This window comes from Sulfurimonas sp., from assembly GCF_050296975.1.
Taxonomy (GTDB): Bacteria; Campylobacterota; Campylobacteria; order Campylobacterales; family Sulfurimonadaceae; genus Sulfurimonas.
The window spans coordinates 1-19514 of the sequence record NZ_JBNKRX010000006.1 but is presented as its reverse complement, the minus strand read 5'-3'; the positions used below and the strand labels follow the sequence as shown (position 1 = coordinate 19514).

Genomic DNA, 19514 nt, shown 5'->3' with positions numbered 1-19514 from the left:
GATACTCTCTATCTCTACAGGGATATCTGAAACAAAAGTAAGATTAAACTCATAAGGTTTGCCTATCTCACTTACACCATCTAGTTTATATACATTAAAAGTTTTTGAACCTAAACTTTTTATAGTTATCTTTGTGACTATTTTCTGATTTATCTTGTTTGTTAGTTCTTTTAGGGCTTGGGGGGCAGAATTAGTTAATGAAGACACAAAATTACCTTTTTATAAAATTAAGTTTAAAAAATCAAATCTATTTTTTTAAAGTTAATCTTACAATTTACAGGGAAATCCCTGTAAAGTGTTACGCCATTTTACTAACGCCAAGTCTCCAGTCATCTTCTCCAGATGTAGAAGCAATCTCATGTCTCCATGTGATTTTTCTATATGCAAAAGATACTCTTTCCATAGGAGCAACTTGTGAAGTAATATCACCAGATTCTAGTCCCATATCAGAAGAGATATCTACGATAACTGCATCTTCAAGTACCATAGTAAAGTAATGCTCTGGTTTTCCTTCGTATGAAGTTCTGTACCATTTCATCTCTACCTTTGTTAAAGTTTCACCTTTTGTTAACGCATTGTATAAAAGTGGTGAAGATTTATCAAAAAGTTTAGTAACAACTAAAGGCTCGTGAACTCTTTGTCCAGACGGTTGTCCAGATTGTGGGTCTCTTGGGATTTTAATTGTATGTTTGAACTCTTTTACAAGAGCCTCATTCTCATGACCTTCTTGGTAAGAGTTTCCTACCGATTCCGGTGTAAATGCACCCTCAGTCATTAGACCTTGAGTACTTCCTTCGATTGAAATAAAGATTGGGTTGTTCATTTATTTTTCCTTTCAAATAAATTTAATCATTAATATATACGTTTTTTGGTTAAATTTAGTTTAAACCAACATTTTTTTAAACAAATTTAAATATTTTTTACTTTTTTAAAGAAATTGTATAAAAATGGAAGCTCTCTTTTTCTTTTTTGAGCATCTATTACTAAAACGTTTATAAACCAATTTTGTAATAATAAAGGTATTTTATTAGAACAATTAGATAGCGTTAATGGTTTATCAATTAATTCAAGACTATCTTTATAAAATGGTAATTCTCCTGAAAATACCTCATAAAAAACAAGAGCGAACGAAAAAAGGTCTGATGAGATCGATGGTATCCCCCCTTGAAGAATCTCAGGAGCTGTATATTTTGGATTATATGCTTTTATCTGTCGATAGTCTAATCCGAAATCTTTTACATCATCAACTGTTTGAGATATACCAAAGTCAAAAATTGTTGCTTTTTGCTCCTTTGACACAACAATATTTTTTGGTGTAATATCTGCATGTATAATCCCTTTTTCATGGATATGGTTCACTGTATCATATAAACTATGAAATAAAAGAAGTTTCTCATCTTGTTGTATTTGATATATAGGGATGTCTTCTAACAATCTTCCCTTTAAAAATTCCATAATAATAAAAGGGATTTTCGTTTCATTATCTATCCCATAGTCATATACTTTGACGATATTTTTATGCTCAATATCTCTTAAAAAAGTATACTCTGAGTACATGAAAGCAGCTATATCTTCTTTGTCAAGTAATTTTTGTGCAGGAATTTTAATGACTAACTCTTTGTGGTCGCTAAAATACTCTCTATAGATATCTTTGACTTTAAATACAACGCTCATACCACCAACTGCTAAATACTGGTGAATAATATATCTTTGATTAAATGTGCCAGTGGCATTGTTATATATATCTTTTAAAACACACATACCATTACACCTGTTAAATTATCATCCGCATTGTTGGAAAGTACCTTCTCTTTTAGCTCTTTTAAACCATATCCGTATAAAGAGCTATGCATTGTTTCTTTGATTGTTTTATTATCAAGGTTATTATATAAACCATCACTACACAATAAAAACACATCTTGTTTTTGAATACTAAAGTGTTTTACATCGATATTGATATCACCAGGGGCATAAAGCGCATTTGTAAGTACACTTTGAACTGTTTGTTCTTCAACAACTAAATCTTTTGTATGATCTGTGTTCACTAGAGAAAGCTTATTGTCTCGTAATATATAACACCTTGAATCACCTGCACTTACACATACAGCATTATCATCTTGTATATATAAAAGTATAAGAGTTGTTCCGATGATTTCATCACTATTTGACATAGCTACTTTTTTATCTAGCTGTTGTTTTATAAGATGAATAGTTTGGATGATTCGCTCAACATTTTGCTCAAAATTTAAACTAAATTCTAAAACTGCAAAATTGTCTGTAGCTAAACTACTGGCAAATAACCCTTCTGAGTGACCACCCATTCCATCACAAACTACCCATAAACCTTTTTCATCATCAGCATAAAAAGAGTCTTCATTGACTCTTCTTGTGTGCCCTGGATGAGTAAAAGAACAACTCGTTATTCTCATTAAATTTTGCCATCCAACCTAAAAGTATCGAAAAGTCTATCATCACTAAATACTTTACTGATTTTCCCTTTTATAGAAAATACTGCTTTATTGTGATTGTTTCCATAATATATCTCTAGTGTATCTTTTGAAGATATTTGAACATTTAACTTTTCTAGTAACTTGATTAATGACCATTCTCCCTCAGCAGAAATGTCTGCAGTTTTATTACCATTTATGTCATATAGTTGATACATTGCTCTATTTATAGCTAAAGAGTTTTTAGCTGGCCAGTTAAATGGTATATCCCGAATAGCCCCATGTTCGTAAAGCATTTTGTTACCTGTATAACTAAACTCCATAGTAGCAAGTGAACGATCTAATGTTTCTGGTCTAACATAAAAAGTAGATGATAAATCTGTACCTGTACTATCAAAGAAAATATTTCTAATTCTAAATACTCGTAGAAGGTCTTTCATAAAACTATAATCAAAATCTACACTTTTACCATCAATCTGTTTTAAAGAGTATGTCATATATGTTGTTTGATTCACATTCACAAATGGATTGATATATACCTTATAAAAAGTATCAAAAATACCGTTTGTTTGGAAAAACAGTTTGAAATCTTCAAGCTGTACTGGTTGTAAAGATGATGATTGTGAAAACGGATATCTATTTTGTATACGTTGTTGATAAAAAGAGTAGACGCTCTCTTGATATTTGACAAGGATATACTTCTTCATCTGTACAATTAGATAGTTCCAGTTATACCCTAAAACTTGTGTAAACCAACGATTTACACTGAGTGGTAAAGTTGAAAAATTTTGAATGATTGGTTTAGATTGTCCTCTAACTCTTCCACTAACAATTTCAAAAGCTTTTTCTTGCGGATTTACAGATGAAAAAATATCATTCATTTGCTGGAATTTTTCATTTAATACCAACATTGAGTTTTCTAACCCTGCACTTGGTGTACCATCTGCTTTAAGAAGTTCATGATAAGGTTTAAAAAATGTGCGTACAGTTTTGATATTTGTAACTAATTTGCTTGTTTTTAGTTTGTTTTCTGCTGCATTTTTTGCCACTTTATCAAGTGATGTATTGTCTTTTCTAGCTTTTTGTAATAACAACTCTTCAGGTGTATATATATTTGTATGTTCTTTAAGCGCTTGTAAAACCAACACTATTGGTGAATTTGATAAAGAGAGTACCTCTAACTGATTACGTAATGCAACTTCTGTATATACTCTTGGAACATTTAAATTTGTTAGAGCACTCATCCAATAACGTTTATAATCTTTAAAGTATAAACTTAATACTTGTGCATAGATATCATCTAATTCACTTTCAGTTAAATCTGTTCTTGCTCCTAATACCCAGTTGTTTTCTAAGATATCTTTTACATAACTTCTTCCATTTGCAACGATAACTTTCTCAAACCCTTGCTTTGTAAAAAAGCCTGGAACTTTATATTCATCACCTTTAAAGACATCTACATTAGCTCCCAATACCGATTCAAAGCTAAATGAACGTAAATCCATTTTCTCATCAACTATTTTTTGAAGTGCATCATAAACAATAACTACATTCGCTTTATTGTAAAGTACTGAACGAGCTTGTTTTAATGTTCCATCATTTAATTTATACGGTTTAAAACCTAGACTCAATAAGTTTTTAAAATGTGTGTTGAGTGCATTTTGTACAGCTGGTTTATTTGGATACATTTTTGCCCACATCTCACCCATTGCTGCTTCTAAAAACTCATTTTTTCTATGCTCTTCATCATTTAACATAAGATAAAGTTCTGTATTTTTCCAAGTTCTATCATAATCATTGAGATTTAAAAGTATCTGTTCATTTAAACTTCTCTCTACCTCTGGTAATAAAACTGTCGCCAAGGTATTTTGATAGTAACTATAAAGCTGAACTGTTTTTGGTTCTACATCATAAAAATTTAATCTATAAAAGTCATCTGATACATCTTGTTCATATTGTGACTTTATTGAAGCTACTTCATTGAGTATAGGAAGTATCTTTTCATAACTATCGTTTTGATTGATTTTACTTTTTTGCTCTTGAACTTTTGAAGTTCTTTCCTCTAAATCACGTAACAAACTGTTGTGTACTAAAAAGTCGTTCACCCATACTAAACTAAATATAAAGACAGTGATAATTGATGCACTCAAAGCTATAACCTGTCGTTTTTTATTCACTTTTTTAAAGTTATCATCCATTTTGATAAGATCAGATTCTGGGAAAATCACCTCTTGTAAAAGTTTTTTAATGAAGTAACCTGTAGCACTTCTACCAGTACTGAGTTTATTTTCATCTTTTTTGGATAGTAAGTATGATGATTTTGCTTCATGATCTTCAGGTACTGATGTAAAATATATCCCACGTAGCATTAAAGGTTTTCTGTATCTAGTTTGTGAAAAACAGATATCTGTAAACATCCCTATTTTTTCAAAAATATTACTAAATTCATTTGGGAAAAGGAATATTTTAGATCGTGCATCTTCATCCCATTCATAATGAAGTTTATCTACGATTGAGCTCTGAACACGTTTAAGTAAATTTTCTAGTTTTGGTCTTACAACAGTTGTATCGATATTCATTGAAGGGTCATCAAAAGTTACACCAAGAACTTCCTCTTTTTCCTCTTCGCTCAAAGTAGCAAAGTACTCATTGTAACCTATGATTTTATCTGACTTTGTAATAATCAGATAGATAGGTATACTCGATACAAAACCTTCTGAAAGTTCATCAAATCTATCACGAAGGTCTTTTGCATATTGTTCAAGCTCTTTTTCATTTTTCTCAATAAAAGTCTCCATACTCACATTTAAAATAATTCCGTTAATTGGTCTGCGAAGTCTTTTTTTTGCAAATATCTTTAAAAAACCTTTTTCCCAAACTGTTTTTTCTGTTTCATCTAACTCTGGGTTTATGTAGCGTCCAGGCATATCAATAAAAATCGCATGTTCAGCGTAATACCATAAAAATCCCTGTGAAGTACCCTCTTCTTTTACACTTCTATGATCGTAGTTTACGTTGAGTGGAAAATCTAAACCAGAAGCTTCAAGTAATGTAGTTTTCCCAGCGTTTTCTTTACCAACTAATAGATACCATGGTAACTCATATCTTGCTCGTCTTTTATTTTTATATAAAGTTGAGTTTTTTAAGATTTTCAATGCTTCATTGAATTTAATTTTTATATCTTTAATTTTTAAATTGACAGCTTTTTGTTTCTCTTTGTCAATATCTCTTTTCTCTTTTATCACTTTGAGTTTTGTTTGTGTTTTTTCTTGTAAAAAAACTATATACAATAAAACTAAAATGACAACTATAAAGAAAAAAGAAAATGCTACAAGTAACTTATAACTTGAATCTTTATAAGGCTCAAAAAAATAAGGAAAAACAAAAATAATAATAGCCGAAATTATAGCTGCTATAAATAGTGTCCAAAACACACCACTTTTAAATAATGATCTTATCATTTACTTTTTTCCTCTCTATAGTTTTGTAAATTAAAATTATCTTGTGTCAAATATTTAGAACTTGTCCCTTTATCAAGGATATCTGAGAAAGTATTTCCCTCGTTTGACAAACCAAATGATAAACCTGCATACACTATCACTAAAAGAAGTACTGTACTTAAGATCATAGTTGGATATGAGATCATATAAAAAAGTCTATTGCGTAAAGTAGAAGGGTTGTGTTTTGTATAAAACTTCATTGGTTCTCTACCTTGAATAATTTTTATCTGTTTATATAAACTCTCTCTTATCATATTGAGTTCTTGTTTGTTTGAATTATCTACACGGTATTTTCCTTGAAATCCTAAAGATAAACATACATACATCAACTCTAAAATATATATAAATTTTGCTGGAGCTTTTAAAAACTTATCTAACAATCTAAAAAAGTTTTCACCCCCGTATGTTTCATTGTGAAAAATTCTCAATAAACTATTACTAGACCAGTTGTTTTCCTGCCCAAAGTGAGTTGTATTGATTAGTTCGTCTATAAATGTACATAAGATATATCTTGATACCAATGCTTGAGATTCTTCAACGTTGTACTGTAATAATATTTCTGAGTATTCGTTGATTCCATCTACAAAAGATTGTCTCACTTCAAAAATAGGACCAACATCATAATTGTTTTGTACAATACTGAGCTGTTGAAAAATCGATGAAGCTGCAAGTAAAAAAAAGTTTATATCTTCATCATAATATGGGATATGTGTCTTTTTTGTATTTCGTACAAAACTTAAAGTTCTCTCTTTAAAGTTATCATACTGTTCCTCTTGTTTTTCATTAAATCTTGTCAAGTTTTTTTCTTGGTTTGAACTTGGGATTAATAATGTTGTACTACTCATACTTTATCCTTATGAAGCGCTTCTAATAGACCATAATGCATACACTACATTTGGTAATTCTGCTGATAGATGGAAGGCAAAACCACCTGACTTTTCTAACTCTATACGATTTTCACTGGTTAACTCTATCTGGAAATAAAGATTATTAACACGATACGGTATCTCTCTTGGAGGCGATGATAATGCTTTTAATTTAAAGCCTTGTAAATGATAATTTACAAGTTCTCTAATAGTCTCTATCGTTCCTATTTTTAAGTTCGCCATCAATATTTCTTTAATTTTTTCTGTAGAAGTATCTGCACTCACTGCAAAAATAAACTGTGATGTTTTTATCATTTTTCTATCTTTAATTTGAGAAACATGTATGCCGTATTTTCTCTCTTCAATAGGATGCGATGCTGAACTCTCTTCTAAAACCATACTTAACATCTCTTTTAGTTCATTTACGATTTTATTGAAACTTCCTCCCATCTCTTCGTGTTTATATGTGAAGTTTTCAGTTAGTTTTTTTTCTTTTTTCATAAAAACAGCCAACTCACCTGCTAATGTAGTTAACTCTAAAAATACATCTTGGGGATGAATCTTATCTTGTGTCAAATAGAAATGAAATCTACTTAATGTTTTATTTAAAAGTTGTAACATTAAATAATTACCCAATTCAGATGCCTGTAAAGCAGAATTGCTAATTTTATCTGCTAACCTTTCAACTCTATAAGTCAACATACGAATAATCTCATTTAACATTGATAGTAGGTCTTTTGAGCGATGAAGATGAAAAAAAGTTGGGATATAGTTCTCATCTATTAAAACTGAACCACCTGTACTTACTGAAGCTATATTTGTTATTTTTATTGCAACATAGCCATCATTTACATTTTCTTCTAAGAGTAGTTTAAAATCATGTTTAGCAAGTACCATATCTGCATTAGAGTTTTCTCCAGCATTTGTATTTGATACATTTAAAACTGTTTGCGCACTAAAACGAGTTAAATGGTTTTCTTGATCTTCAAAATGTACCTCATCACTGTTTTGCGTCACTATTGGTATCGCTAAATATACCCCTTGACCATAATCATCTTCACCAATATCTAAGGCTAAACTTTCCTCTTTATTAGATATATAAAATAGAGTTCCATCAGGCATAATCCCTTGTGCAGAATTTAAAACAACTTTACCTATTCCTAGTAAGCGTTTATCTATATCTAATTCAAAAAATCCCCATTGATTACTTCCAGAATTAACAGTTCTGCTCATGAGTTCATAAGCATAATATCTATCATTTTGTTGAAAGTGTTGTGGGCGGATAAAAAGCCCCTCTTTCCATATAACTCTTCTTTCCATTATTAATTATCTTTTACAATTGAATATTTTTCAACTTTGAGTTCAGTATAGTTATATGTATCTTCTTCTAAATTAATGATATAACGCCAATTAGATTCTTTAATATCTCTAAACTTAGCGACAATTCCCAAAAACTTTGCCTTACTATTAAAAGCTATTTTATACCACTGTTTTTCATCTGGGAGGATTGGGTATTTTGTTTGGGAGATAATGTCGTCTTTTAATTTTTCACCCGAGTCATCGATAACATCCCAATAATTATATTTGGCAAATTTATCTGCTGAGGAGAGTTCATAAAAAACTAACATTAAAGGGGAAGAAACATTTTCTTCATCAACATTAATCTCATGCACCGATGAAATTTTCATCTCTATATGTGTTGGTTTACTAGCACAGCCTATCATCAAAAACATGATACTCATCATAAGTAATATTTTTATTTTCATCTTCATTCCTATCTTTATTTTACACGCTGTTGTGTCGCTAAAGACACTCCAAATGCGCTACTTTTATACTCTTTTTCAAAATCTTTTTGTAGAAGTTGTACACCTTTTTCTGGCTCTTGTTCAAACTCTTTAAACATCTCTTGATATCCATTCCACATCTTTGAAGCTTTTGGTTTTAAAATCCCTTTTAAAGTCCCTTTTTTTTCAAAGTAATGCCCCAGATTTACAGGGGAAAACTTTTGTATCGTAATATTCATCAAGTTTTTTGCACTTGAATGTAGTGCTATATTGTGTCTATCTAGTTCATCGAAAGATTGCAATACTGCATCTGAAATTTTAGAAAATCCCAACATACCTGCAAATTGTTTATTTTGCAAAAGTTTTGAAGCTGAATCTCCTAAAAGTATAGGGTTGACTGTCTCTTTCTCATCAGTTTTTAGGACATTCATATCTTCTTTGATCTTTTGTTGTATGTATAGTGAGTGTTTAAGTCCACTCAAACTATTAATGATAATGCTACCTATCTCTTCCATCATGATATCCCGCTCTTTTTTCTCTAAAGAAGATATCTCAATACCCAACTTTTTCTCCAAAATCGCTAAGCTTTTTTGTAAAGAAGTATCTGCTACAACTGAATCAGTTACACTTTCTTCTTTTTTTGCTTCAGGGATACTCATATAATGTTCATCAATCTCACCTGTGATTTCATACTCAACTTCATCATCATCCATCTCATCTTCATATACAAACTTTTTAGAGTTTGAGATGATATCTGCGACATCAATTTCATTGCTTTCTAAGCTATCAAAAGGCTCATCTAAAAAATCATTATCAGGGATAATACCGATATCGTCTTCTTCTTCGATAGAAGTATTTATTTGATCCATTATACTTGTTGAAAAATCATCTTCAACAAATCTAGCTTGAATCTCATACTCCCCTAAAACAAAGATATCTGTAGGATTGATTTTTACATTATTTCCTTTAGGTAACTTTTTGTATGGAAACTTTAAATAGGTCCCATTTGTACTTTCATCTCGAACAAAATACAGATTATCTTGATATTCAATATAGAGATGTATCTTTGATATATAATTTTGAGAGTCTGCTAATTGCAAATCAGCCTGACTTGCTCTACCAATCACTCCATTTTCTTTATTTAAATGAAGACTTCTTTTTGCAAGAGAATCTTGAGAACTCTTAATGACATCTAAGACTAATTTCATGCTTTTATTCCTCAACCTTTTCTACTTCCGGTTTTACTTGGTATAACGGTTTATATTCATCTTGAAATGAGCTACACCCTGTAACAAATGTACTCAATACAGATAAACATACAACCAAACCACAAACTTTTTTTATCATGATTCACTCCTTATAATAATTTCTCTATTTTCATCTACACTGATATGTAGTTCTTCTATAAACTGTTTTTCAACAGCAGCATTTAAGATTACACGTGAAAGCTCTGGCATCACTTTCGAGTTAATAATAAGTTCAATATTTCTCGCCCCTGTATCTCTTGCATTAGACACCTCTACTATAAAATCTAGTAATGTCTCATCATATTTAAAATCAATCGCTTTTTTTTCTAACTGTTGATTAATAAAATTCAATTTCAACTTTGTGATCTCTTTTAAAGCATTATCTTTTAAATTCATATAAGGGATAACATTCATTCTTCCTAATAATGCTGGTTGTAAATAGTCTGATAACACAGGTGTAATATAATCTTTTATCTCATCCATAGTGATTGCACTATTTTGTGTACAAAGTTCAGTGATTTCAGCTGTTGCTAGATTTGAAGTCATAACGATGATAGTATTTTTAAAATCAATCGTTCTCCCCTCACCATCATTTAAAACACCTTTATCAAACATTTGATAAAAAAGATTTAGCACTTCAGGATGCGCTTTTTCTATCTCATCTAATAACACCACCGAATATGGTTTTACCCTTACAGGATCAGTTAGTTGTCCACCCTCTCCATAACCTACATACCCTGGAGGTGAACCAATAAGTCTAGATACTGTATGCTTTTCTTGAAACTCGGTCATATTGATAGTTGTGATAAATCGCTCACCACCAAAAATAAGATCAGCGATACTAAGTGCAGTTTCAGTTTTTCCAACACCACTTGGTCCTACAAGCAAAAACACTCCAGCTGGAGCATTCTCTTTTTTAAGCCCTGCCATTGAAATTTGTAAAAATTGGTTGATATAATCTATCGCATCATCTTGACCAATGATCCTTGCTTTCATAGAATTAGCTAAATCCATCACTTTTTCAATCTGTTTATTTACCATATTGCCAAGAGGGATACCTGTCCAAGCAGAGATCACTTCAGCGATTTGCTCTTTTGTTACATGTTTATGGATATATCTATTTTTTTCATGCAATTTGTCTATAGTGATATGTAAAGATTTTATAGTTTCATGATCCTCTTCTTCTATCGCTTTTTGCAGATCATCCATAGCATTTTTCTGCTCTTGCCAAGAAGATTTTATAACTTTTGATTCCTCTTCTAGTTCTTTGATCTCTTCTTCTAAAGTAGCTATTTGTCCGCTATAATCTTTTATACCTCGATTGTTATCTCTTAGAAAAAACTCTTGTTTTCTTTTTAATTCTTCTATTTGCGTGTACATTTTTTGCAATACAAACGGCACATTTGTTTGACTGATTTTTACATTTGCACAAGCAGTATCAAGGACATCTATAGCCTTATCTGGAAGTTGTCTGCCTGTAATATATCTCGCTGATAATGAAGCAGCAGCTTGGAGTGCTTCATCTTCAATATATACAGCATGTACCTCTTCATATTTTTTTGCTAAACCTCTTAAGATAGTTACCGCTTCATCTACTGTTGGCTCTAGTAGATCAATCTTTTGAAATCTTCTTGAGAGTGCTGGGTCTTTTTCAAAATATTTTCTATATTCTAGCCATGTAGTTGCAGCGATTGTTCTAAGTTGTCCACGAGCAAGAGCTGGTTTAAGTAAGTTTGCAGCATCACCGCCACCTTCATTTCCACCAGCACCAATAAGGGTATGCGCTTCATCTATAAATAAGATGATAAAATCAGGTGAATTTTGTATCTCATTGATTACAGCCTGTAGACGTCGCTCAAACTCCCCTTTTACACCAGCTCCAGCTTGCAAGGCACCTAAGTCCAAAGATAATATCTGTGCATTATAAAGTTGTGTCGGAACTTCTTGATTTACTATTTTTAGTGCTAAACCTTCAACTACTGCAGTTTTACCAACTCCAGCTTCTCCAACCATGATAGGATTATTTTTTCTTCTTCGTAGTAAAATATCTACAGCTTGTTTAATCTCATCATCCCTACAAAGTACAGGATCGATCTCCCCATCTTTTGCCAATTGTGTAAGATTTGTCGTATATTTATCAAGTTCAGCAGAAGTTTTTGCCTTTTTATCCCCTTGCTGTCGTTGTGCTTGACCATTTTGGACTGCTTCTTCATTGAGACCTTCAATTAAAGACTTCACTTCTTCAAATGGGATGTTTTGAAGTAATTGAAAATATTTTGTATTGATATATTTCATCCCATTATCAAAGATAGACAATAAAATCGCAGCATCTGAAATCTCAGATACATTTAACTGCATCTTTGCAATCATAAATGAATCTTCAAGTAACTGAATTAATAATTTTGAAAATACAGGACTACTACTCTCTGTAGTATCTGTTTTCACACCATGTTGCAGTGCTTCAATCATAGACTCATTATCTATCTTATAATGTGCCATCACTGCGTTAAAAAGTGAGTTTTCATCTTCACACATTACAAATAAAAGATCCTCAATAAGTATCTCATTGCCCGATCTTTCTATACATCTTGACGCTGCATTTTGTAAATGTAATTTTGTTGTTGCATCTAATGCTTCAATCAATTCACGTATTTCAAATTTCATATTTAACCTTTTTGTGCGATAACAATTTGTTCATTTCCTAGAGGTTCTCCTATCCAACTGTTTATACCTATATATCTTTCATTTGATTCATCTAAAACACACTTTATTTTTTCATTTTCCTGAATCTCCATACATACATCATATTCAAGTGGTTCATTAAAAGTAAAAGAGATGAGTTCATTGAGTTCATCCATTTTCTCTCCATTCACACTATATTTAAGCATGTCATCTATCGTTACATTTTTGAGTAATATTCTAAACTTTGAACTTTTATTTATAAGAAATTCACCGATAGATACATTGACTCCTAATTGCATATTTTCTTTTCCCAACATTGAGTATTGCCATGAGGGAATTTGAGATTGCATTTTGATAGATTGGAGAATCTCTACTTCGTTAAACCCTAGGTAATGTCTCAATACAGAAGTCAATGTACCTGCTGATTTTTGACGCATACTAAGGATTCCAACATAGGGCATTAACTTTTGAAAGTTCAATCTATTTTGTTGTAAACCAAAGTTTGCATACAATCCTAAAAGGGAGAGCATATATTTTGAAAATCCATCATTAAGATCTTTTTGATATTTGATGTAATATCTTTGTTTCTCCCAGATAGGATAAAGAAACCTTTGAATGTTATGGTTAAATAGATTTAAAAAATCGTATAAAACACTATCCTCTTCAAAACTTCTTAAAACCAGCTCACTATAATGACTTGGAAGTGGAGAAGCACTTCCAAAAAGACTCAAAAAATTCACAGTAACGAGTACACGTTTTCCTGCAACTTCTTCCTCAAAAAACTCTATAGAATCCACTTCACTTTTTTGAAAAGCAAGTGATGAATTTCCCTGAAAACGAATTTTTTTATATAAAAATTTAGAATCAGCTGTTCGATAGATATGTTTTAAGTAGTACTGTATAACCCTCATAGCTTGAGGTAGTGAATACTTCTTTGTTTTTAGACTGATAGTCTCATTTACACTATTTATATCTACCATCTAGCCTAAAACCTTTGTTCCCATTTTTGGTTTCCAGTTAAACGTTTCTTCTTCAAGCATATCAACACTGAGTTGATGAAAAGAGTTGATATTTCCATACAAAGTTAAAAATTCATTTAGTATTGAACAAAAGATATATGCATCACCTAAACACTCAAACTTTTTTGGATCAACTACAACTAAAACCTCTATACCTCTTACAGGAAATCCTTGGTCCATCATCTCTTTTGTTTTATAATGAATCGATTTTAAACCTTGAAGCATTACAAAAGTTTTCTCTTTTTGTTTAATATCATTCTGCCCTACAAAATCATATGCTTCTATGATGTTTCTTAGTGCTTGGATATTCTCTAAAGACAAATAATTAAGTGACATATTGGAAATAACTTTCCATAAAAAGTCTCCCTTAATTGGAGGTGGATAAGAAGATGAGGGAATAGTGATATTTTTAAATTTCAACTTTTCCGTGCTTGATAATGGGTCTGGTAAATGTATATCTCCTAAGAGTAAAGTCTCATGCGGAGTATTGTTGTTAGTACAAGAAATTTGTACAGAAACTGTACTATTTGAATTGTCTATATTTTCTTCTGAACCACTATTTGATGCAAAACGAAGATAAGTATTTGTTCTTTTTCCATCCATAGAAAGTTTTACACGTGTTGAATAATATTGCATATCATCACTATGTTCAAATGATTCAAAGAGCTGATAGTTTTCATATTTGTTTTTTGACTCTATCCAACCTCGAACTTTTTCTATAGCATATACCTCACTATGTTCTTTTGAGATATCCGCAGGAACAACTAGATACTCCTCTTGCGTCTCATTTTTTCTTATTGGTACTGCTTCTGTTTGGAAAAAATTGATTGCAGGTGTACAGTACAAACAAAAACTCTCTTGGGTTGGAAGTTCATTCGTCTCTAAACGTTTTGAAAAATGAAAATGGATTGTAAAAGAGCGTGATTTTTTTAAAAACTCTTTTCCAAGAGCATTTATCTTGTCTAAATTTAAAAAATCAACAAACAAAAATTTATTTGGGTAACAAAAATACTCCTGTAAAAGTGTATACCCATCAAAAACATTTAAAGGGTAATCTCCTAAACGTTCACTATTTTGAAAACCAACTGGTTGCAAAGAAGATGGCTCTAAAACAATTTTTTTATCATCTGCTTCATTTTCGCAATGTATCTCGATTTCGACAGATTCAAGAAATCTAGTTAGAAACATATAAAGATCTTTTGCAACAAACTTTGAACCACCAAGATAAAAACGGAGCTTTTTAAGGTTTAAGTCATCTAATGCACCAGAAGCACTCATGTGTAAATCTAGCTCAATAGAACTCTTTTGACCATGTACATAATAATTTAAATTATCAATATCCAACGCCATTACTTCTGTATCGTAAGAGGTTTTAAAATGACATTGCACACCATCTACGATACTTTTACTCAGTACCTTTGTCTCTTTTTTTACTACAACGGTATCAGTTCTATCTTTTAATGGATCATATTGCAGTATAGTATATGAAGGGATTGAACGGACATAATTTGGCCATAGTAACTGTACAAGTGTATGTGCTACCTCTGGCAATTCTTTATCAATTTGTTGACGTAAACGACCAGTTAAAAAAGCAAATCCCTCTAAAAGTCTTTCGACATCAGGGTCTTGTCCCTCTCTTGATAAAAATGTAGATAACCCAGGATTTCTTTTTGAAAATTCTGAGCCTTCGAGTCTTAAAGCACTTAACTCTTGTCTATAGTATTCGTTAAATTCCATACTTATCTACTTTAACTCCACCATTTTTAAAAAGATTTGCTTTAAAACTTATCTTTTTCATCTCTTTATTTATGTTGATATAACCTTCGATAAGAATACTCATCTCATTACGCTGTAAATCTTTTTTTCTCATTTTTACTTGAACATTGCAAAGTCTTGGTTCATATTTCACAATAGTAAGTCTTGACTTTTGCTCTATAGCATTTAAAGATTCATTTACAGTCAGTTGCATATTGTCTAAATCTGGTCTTCCATAATCTAGAGCTATCTCTGCACTTCCTGCATTTGTAGAGAATATTCGAGACAAATTTAACGCTATTGAAGTATAAAGTGCATCTTCACTGCCACTAGTAATTTCAATATGTTGTTCAGGCGTTAAACGCTCAAATAAACTCCCTTTAAACATTAGTCTTTATCCAATTTTCCAACTAAAGATAGTTCAAAATTTGCACCCATATATTTGAAGTGTGGTCTTAAAGCGATTTTTACTTTATACCAACCTGGATCTTTATCGATATCTTCTACATCGATTTTGATTTTCTTAAATGGTCTTTTACTTCTAATCTCTGCACTTGGATTTTCTTGGTTTGCTACATATTGTTTTGCCCATTTATTAAGCTCACGCTCTAAATCATCTCTTTCTCTCCATGAACCGATATGCTCACGTTGTAAAACTTTGATATAGTGTGACATTCTTGTTACAGCAAATAGGTATGGTAATTGAGTACCTAGTTTATAGTTTAATTCTGCTTCGTTTCCTTCTGGAGTATCTGCAAATATTTTAGGTTCTTGTGCAGAGTTTGCAGCGAAGAATGCAGCAGAGTTACTACCTTTTCTCATAACCAATGGAATGAAACCTTCTTGTGCTAGTTCATACTCTCTTCTATCTGATACAAGTACCTCTGTCGGAATTTTCATCTCAACATCACCCATACTTTCAAAAGTGTGAACAGGTAAATCTCTTACCTCACCACCACTCATTGGACCTATGATATTTGTACACCATCTATAGTTTGCAAATGAATCTGTTAATTTACTTGCAAGTGTATAAACTGTACTTCCCCAAAGATAATCTTCATGAGATGCAGAAACATCTTCTTGGTATACAAATTTTGAGATAGGATTATCTTCTGGATCATACGGTGCTCTTAAAAGGAATCTTGGAAGAGTTAAACCAACATATCTTGAATCCTCATTTTTTCTAAAACCTTTCCATGCTGCAAACTGCGGAGAGTTCATCACATCTTCTAAATCTTTTAAGTTTGGTAAGCCCTCAAAAGAATCTAAACCAAAAAATTTCGGTCCAGCTGCTGAGATAAGAGGAGCATGAGACATTGCTGAGATTGAAGCCATTTTTGTTAAGAACTTCATATCTACATTTGAAGGTGAAAGTTCATAGTCTGCTAAGATTGTTCCAACTGGTTCACCACCAAATTGCCCATAACCAGATGTATATACATGTTTATATAGACCTGTTTGTGTAATATCTAAACAATCTTCAAAGTCTTCTACCAACTCCTCTTTGGAAACATTAATCATCTCCATTAAAATATTTTCTCTAAAGTCTGTTCTCTCAACTAAAAAGTATAAACCTCTCCATTTAGACTCTAACTCTTGAAATTTTTCATGGTGAAGAATTTGATCCATTTGTGCAGAAATTTTTGCATCGATCTCTGCGATCATCTTATCAATTACTGCTTTATTTACTTTTTCATCTGGATTATCCGATTGAATAAGCTCCTCAATTAATGCACCGACACCTGACTTTACTACAGAGTATGTATCATCCTCTTGTGTAATACTTGTTTGTGCAATAATATTATCTAATAAACTACCACTTACCGCTTCACTTTTTACTGCTGCTGCTTCTGCTGACATCTACTTTTCCTTACTCAGATTTTAAATTTAATTCGTTCATCAATTTATCTCTTTCTTCTTTATCAGAGATAGCATCTTCTATTGCTTTTCTAAATGCTGGGACATTTCCTAAAGGACCTTTAAGTGCAACTAAAGATTTTCTAAGTTCCATTAAAACTTTTAATTCATCAACATTTTCAACTATGCTCTCTGGTGAAAAATCTTTCATACTATTGATTTTTAGATCAACATTTAAAGATGCATCTTCATCATCAGTAAGTTTATTTGGAACATCAAACTTTACAGATAATTTTTGCTCTTTTAATACATCATTAAAATTGTTTTTATCAAGTTTAATCGCTTTTTTATCCTCTACAGGAACCTTTGGTGCATCTGGATTATAGTTCCCAAGTACTGTAATCTTATACGGTATCTCGATCTCTTCCGTCATATCCCCAGTTGCTGGTTTATACGTGACGTTAATTCTTTCTTTTGGTGACTCTGATTGTTTCATTGTTTTCTCCTTCTTTTTTTAATTTAACGCATATGAAATGTCTAATTGACACACTCTTTCATATGCTTTATCATAAGTCTCTTTTTTATCTTTTTGACCATCAAAATGCTTTATAAGTAATTTATATACCTCTAAAGCTAGATCTGGACTCCATTCATCAAGATGATACTTTTCTACATCTCTTTCAAGCCCTTCTAAAAAAGCTGTAACAACATTAGATTGTTTTTTGACCATATTAGTTTTGACAACCTCTAGTCTCAGCTTAAATTTGTCCTCATGACTTAAAGCTGTTTCGTATTCATTTTGAAGTAATTGTATTGCCTCCTTTGTGTGATGGTTTTGAATAATTTGTCTTACTTTTTGACTAAACTCAGTATTGTCTGTACTTTTTGTTGCTACTGTTGTCGAACTTTCTTGATCTGTTACGAGCGTGTTACTTAAAAAAGGTGTCCCGTCTTTAAAGTTGAGATGATCCACCCCTTTGTTTGACTCAACAAAAGCTATAAGAGCATTTTTAAGCTCTTGTGCCTCTTGCTTTTTATTGAACTTTTTGAGCATTTCAAAAGCTCTATAGTGTCCATCAAGCCAATAAGGAGAACGTTCTAACGTATTTTGTAAAAAACGAAATGCCTCCTCTTGTTCATCATTTTCTAACAACTCGTTTAATTTCATCATTGTCATCTCAGATGGAGGGTTGATAAAGGTAACACCATTTTCCTCAACTGGGAGTCCATCAACCCCTATCCAAGATAAAAACCTTGTTATTCTAAGTGCTTTGTTATCAAAAGGGTTTTCTTTTCTATAGTACTCACTTAACATAGATGCTGTTTTTTTCAAGTTTTGAAAAACTTTTTTAGCATCCTCTTCTGAAGATATAGATGATATAGATGTTGCTACTTGTTCAACTTTTTTTTCTTGTGAAACTTCTGAAATTTCTGACACTGCTGGTACAACTGGAACTTCCACTTTTGGCACTATAGATTTCAAACCTCGTATCAACTTACCAAAATAGTTATCTTGAACTTTGAGGAACTCTTTAGCAAAATCTTGTGTTTGTTCAAAAAGTGTCACAAGTTCAGCAGAATGTTGTACTTTACCTATATCTTTTTGCTGTTCAACAATCTCTTTTGTCAGCATAGTTTCTAACCACACTAAAGCGTTTTGTTGCCCTCTTGTAGATTTTGGGAAAAATGATTCATGATACTTTTCTATAAATTGGTTAAATGCACCAAGAGACTGATATAGTCCATCCCAGCTGTTTTGATGCCAATTTGCAAAAACCCACCACACAGCAATCTTAAAATCTTTTGAGTGTATTTTTAAAAATGTATAACAATTGTCTTGTACAAATTTCCAGTTCGTATCTTCTTCAATATTTAGACTAAAGTCTTTATCTATCTCTTGTTCTATCTCTACAAAAGTATCATCATATTTTAAGTCTATACCAACTGGAGAATCTTTTGAAATATCTACTAAAATAGCTTCCAAATTTCCTCTTCAAATTAAATTAAAATTTTAATTAATTAAAAATAATATTTTATTTTCATTACTTTAGTTAAATTTAGTTTAAATACATCTTATTTTGAATTAAATATAATATATTTACTCTAAATTAGTATGATATGAAATAGATTTTTTATTGTTTAAAATAATTATATATCATACTAGAGGATAAACTATGGGTCGTTTAGTACTTACAGAAGCTTGTGTCATTCAATGTGCACATGGAGGAGTGGTACAACACCCATCAACTGATCCCATACGAACTATTGGAGGTTTAAAACCAAACTTTTGTGTCGATATCCTTGGCGCTGCTATCAGTGGGTGTCCTTTAAATTCCCCCTGTACTAAAGTAGCTGCT

18 protein-coding genes are annotated in these 19514 nt (G+C 31.6%); 1 reads left to right on the top strand and 17 read right to left on the bottom strand.

Features of this window, described 5'->3' with window-relative positions; genetic code table 11:
- The 17 genes from ACQY56_RS01775 to tssA all read right to left on the bottom strand — a co-directional run.
- A partial coding sequence (locus ACQY56_RS01775; protein WP_428743705.1) for a hypothetical protein occupies nucleotides 1–207 on the bottom strand: 207 nt, incomplete at its 3' end.
- A gap of 91 nt (nucleotides 208–298) precedes the next feature.
- Nucleotides 299–823, bottom strand: a complete 525-nt coding sequence (locus ACQY56_RS01770; RefSeq protein WP_428739561.1) for an Hcp family type VI secretion system effector — start codon at nucleotides 821–823, stop codon at nucleotides 299–301.
- Between the two features lie 86 nt (nucleotides 824–909).
- Complete coding sequence (locus ACQY56_RS01765; RefSeq protein ID WP_428739560.1) at nucleotides 910–1761, bottom strand: serine/threonine-protein kinase; 852 nt, start codon at nucleotides 1759–1761, stop codon at nucleotides 910–912.
- Complete coding sequence (locus ACQY56_RS01760; RefSeq protein WP_428739559.1) at nucleotides 1749–2429, bottom strand: PP2C family protein-serine/threonine phosphatase; 681 nt, start codon at nucleotides 2427–2429, stop codon at nucleotides 1749–1751. The genes ACQY56_RS01765 and ACQY56_RS01760 overlap by 13 nt, the downstream gene beginning before the upstream one ends.
- Nucleotides 2429–5908 carry a type VI secretion system membrane subunit TssM gene (tssM, locus tag ACQY56_RS01755; RefSeq protein ID WP_428739558.1) on the bottom strand — a complete coding sequence of 1160 codons (3480 nt, stop codon included), beginning with the start codon at nucleotides 5906–5908 and terminating at the stop codon, nucleotides 2429–2431. The genes ACQY56_RS01760 and tssM overlap by 1 nt, the downstream gene beginning before the upstream one ends.
- Entirely contained in the window at nucleotides 5905–6792 is an 888-nt protein-coding gene (gene icmH, locus ACQY56_RS01750; RefSeq protein ID WP_428739975.1) for a type IVB secretion system protein IcmH/DotU, read from the bottom strand. The genes tssM and icmH overlap by 4 nt, the downstream gene beginning before the upstream one ends.
- Before the next feature lie 9 nt (nucleotides 6793–6801).
- Nucleotides 6802–8133 carry a type VI secretion system baseplate subunit TssK gene (gene tssK / locus ACQY56_RS01745; RefSeq protein WP_428739503.1) on the bottom strand — a complete coding sequence of 444 codons (1332 nt, stop codon included), beginning with the start codon at nucleotides 8131–8133 and terminating at the stop codon, nucleotides 6802–6804.
- 2 nt (nucleotides 8134–8135) lie between these two features.
- The gene (tssJ, locus tag ACQY56_RS01740) at nucleotides 8136–8579 is read right to left on the bottom strand and encodes a type VI secretion system lipoprotein TssJ (protein ID WP_428739504.1); all 444 of its coding nucleotides are present in this window, start codon (nucleotides 8577–8579) and stop codon (nucleotides 8136–8138) included.
- A gap of 14 nt (nucleotides 8580–8593) precedes the next feature.
- Nucleotides 8594–9805 (bottom strand): type VI secretion system-associated FHA domain protein TagH, encoded by a 1212-nt coding sequence (tagH, locus tag ACQY56_RS01735; RefSeq protein WP_428739505.1) that lies wholly within the window; start codon nucleotides 9803–9805, stop codon nucleotides 8594–8596.
- A 4-nt stretch (nucleotides 9806–9809) separates the two neighbouring features.
- Nucleotides 9810–9944, bottom strand: a complete 135-nt coding sequence (locus ACQY56_RS01730; RefSeq protein ID WP_428739506.1) for a hypothetical protein — start codon at nucleotides 9942–9944, stop codon at nucleotides 9810–9812.
- Complete coding sequence (gene tssH / locus ACQY56_RS01725; RefSeq protein ID WP_428739507.1) at nucleotides 9941–12508, bottom strand: type VI secretion system ATPase TssH; 2568 nt, start codon at nucleotides 12506–12508, stop codon at nucleotides 9941–9943. The genes ACQY56_RS01730 and tssH overlap by 4 nt, the downstream gene beginning before the upstream one ends.
- Nucleotides 12509–12510: 2 nt before the next feature.
- Nucleotides 12511–13506: a type VI secretion system baseplate subunit TssG gene (tssG, locus tag ACQY56_RS01720; RefSeq protein WP_428739508.1), complete on the bottom strand. Its 996-nt coding sequence runs from the start codon at nucleotides 13504–13506 to the stop codon at nucleotides 12511–12513.
- Complete coding sequence (tssF, locus tag ACQY56_RS01715; RefSeq protein WP_428739509.1) at nucleotides 13507–15282, bottom strand: type VI secretion system baseplate subunit TssF; 1776 nt, start codon at nucleotides 15280–15282, stop codon at nucleotides 13507–13509.
- Nucleotides 15272–15688 carry a type VI secretion system baseplate subunit TssE gene (gene tssE / locus ACQY56_RS01710; protein WP_428739510.1) on the bottom strand — a complete coding sequence of 139 codons (417 nt, stop codon included), beginning with the start codon at nucleotides 15686–15688 and terminating at the stop codon, nucleotides 15272–15274. Before tssE ends, tssF begins: the two co-directional genes overlap by 11 nt.
- Nucleotides 15688–17160, bottom strand: a complete 1473-nt coding sequence (gene tssC / locus ACQY56_RS01705) for a type VI secretion system contractile sheath large subunit (protein ID WP_428739511.1) — start codon at nucleotides 17158–17160, stop codon at nucleotides 15688–15690. The genes tssE and tssC overlap by 1 nt, the downstream gene beginning before the upstream one ends.
- A 10-nt stretch (nucleotides 17161–17170) precedes the next feature.
- Nucleotides 17171–17653 (bottom strand): type VI secretion system contractile sheath small subunit, encoded by a 483-nt coding sequence (tssB, locus tag ACQY56_RS01700; protein ID WP_428739512.1) that lies wholly within the window; start codon nucleotides 17651–17653, stop codon nucleotides 17171–17173.
- An 18-nt stretch (nucleotides 17654–17671) separates the two neighbouring features.
- Nucleotides 17672–19141 carry a type VI secretion system protein TssA gene (gene tssA / locus ACQY56_RS01695; protein ID WP_428739513.1) on the bottom strand — a complete coding sequence of 490 codons (1470 nt, stop codon included), beginning with the start codon at nucleotides 19139–19141 and terminating at the stop codon, nucleotides 17672–17674.
- A gap of 190 nt (nucleotides 19142–19331) precedes the next feature.
- On the opposite strand from tssA, the gene ACQY56_RS01690 reads away from it, so the two are divergent.
- Nucleotides 19332–19514, top strand: a 183-nt coding sequence (locus tag ACQY56_RS01690; RefSeq protein WP_428743704.1) for a hypothetical protein, incomplete at its 3' end; no start/stop codon positions are given.

Excerpts from the sequence above, each read along its gene's own strand:
- ACQY56_RS01770 (WP_428739561.1), bottom strand. The coding sequence starts at position 823 with ATGAACAACCCAATCTTTATTTCAATCGAAGGAAGTACTCAAGGTCTA.
- tssH (WP_428739507.1), bottom strand. The coding sequence starts at position 12,508 with ATGAAATTTGAAATACGTGAATTGATTGAAGCATTAGATGCAACAACA.
- tssB (WP_428739512.1), bottom strand. The coding sequence starts at position 17,653 with ATGAAACAATCAGAGTCACCAAAAGAAAGAATTAACGTCACGTATAAA.
- tssK (WP_428739503.1), bottom strand. The coding sequence starts at position 8,133 with ATGGAAAGAAGAGTTATATGGAAAGAGGGGCTTTTTATCCGCCCACAA.
- tssC (WP_428739511.1), bottom strand. The coding sequence starts at position 17,160 with ATGTCAGCAGAAGCAGCAGCAGTAAAAAGTGAAGCGGTAAGTGGTAGT.
- tssG (WP_428739508.1), bottom strand. The coding sequence starts at position 13,506 with ATGGTAGATATAAATAGTGTAAATGAGACTATCAGTCTAAAAACAAAG.
- tssM (WP_428739558.1), bottom strand. The coding sequence starts at position 5,908 with ATGATAAGATCATTATTTAAAAGTGGTGTGTTTTGGACACTATTTATA.
- icmH (WP_428739975.1), bottom strand. The coding sequence starts at position 6,792 with ATGAGTAGTACAACATTATTAATCCCAAGTTCAAACCAAGAAAAAAAC.
- tssJ (WP_428739504.1), bottom strand. The coding sequence starts at position 8,579 with ATGAAAATAAAAATATTACTTATGATGAGTATCATGTTTTTGATGATA.
- ACQY56_RS01730 (WP_428739506.1), bottom strand. The coding sequence starts at position 9,944 with ATGATAAAAAAAGTTTGTGGTTTGGTTGTATGTTTATCTGTATTGAGT.
- tssE (WP_428739510.1), bottom strand. The coding sequence starts at position 15,688 with ATGTTTAAAGGGAGTTTATTTGAGCGTTTAACGCCTGAACAACATATT.
- tagH (WP_428739505.1), bottom strand. The coding sequence starts at position 9,805 with ATGAAATTAGTCTTAGATGTCATTAAGAGTTCTCAAGATTCTCTTGCA.
- ACQY56_RS01765 (WP_428739560.1), bottom strand. The coding sequence starts at position 1,761 with ATGTGTGTTTTAAAAGATATATATAACAATGCCACTGGCACATTTAAT.
- ACQY56_RS01760 (WP_428739559.1), bottom strand. The coding sequence starts at position 2,429 with ATGAGAATAACGAGTTGTTCTTTTACTCATCCAGGGCACACAAGAAGA.
- tssF (WP_428739509.1), bottom strand. The coding sequence starts at position 15,282 with ATGGAATTTAACGAATACTATAGACAAGAGTTAAGTGCTTTAAGACTC.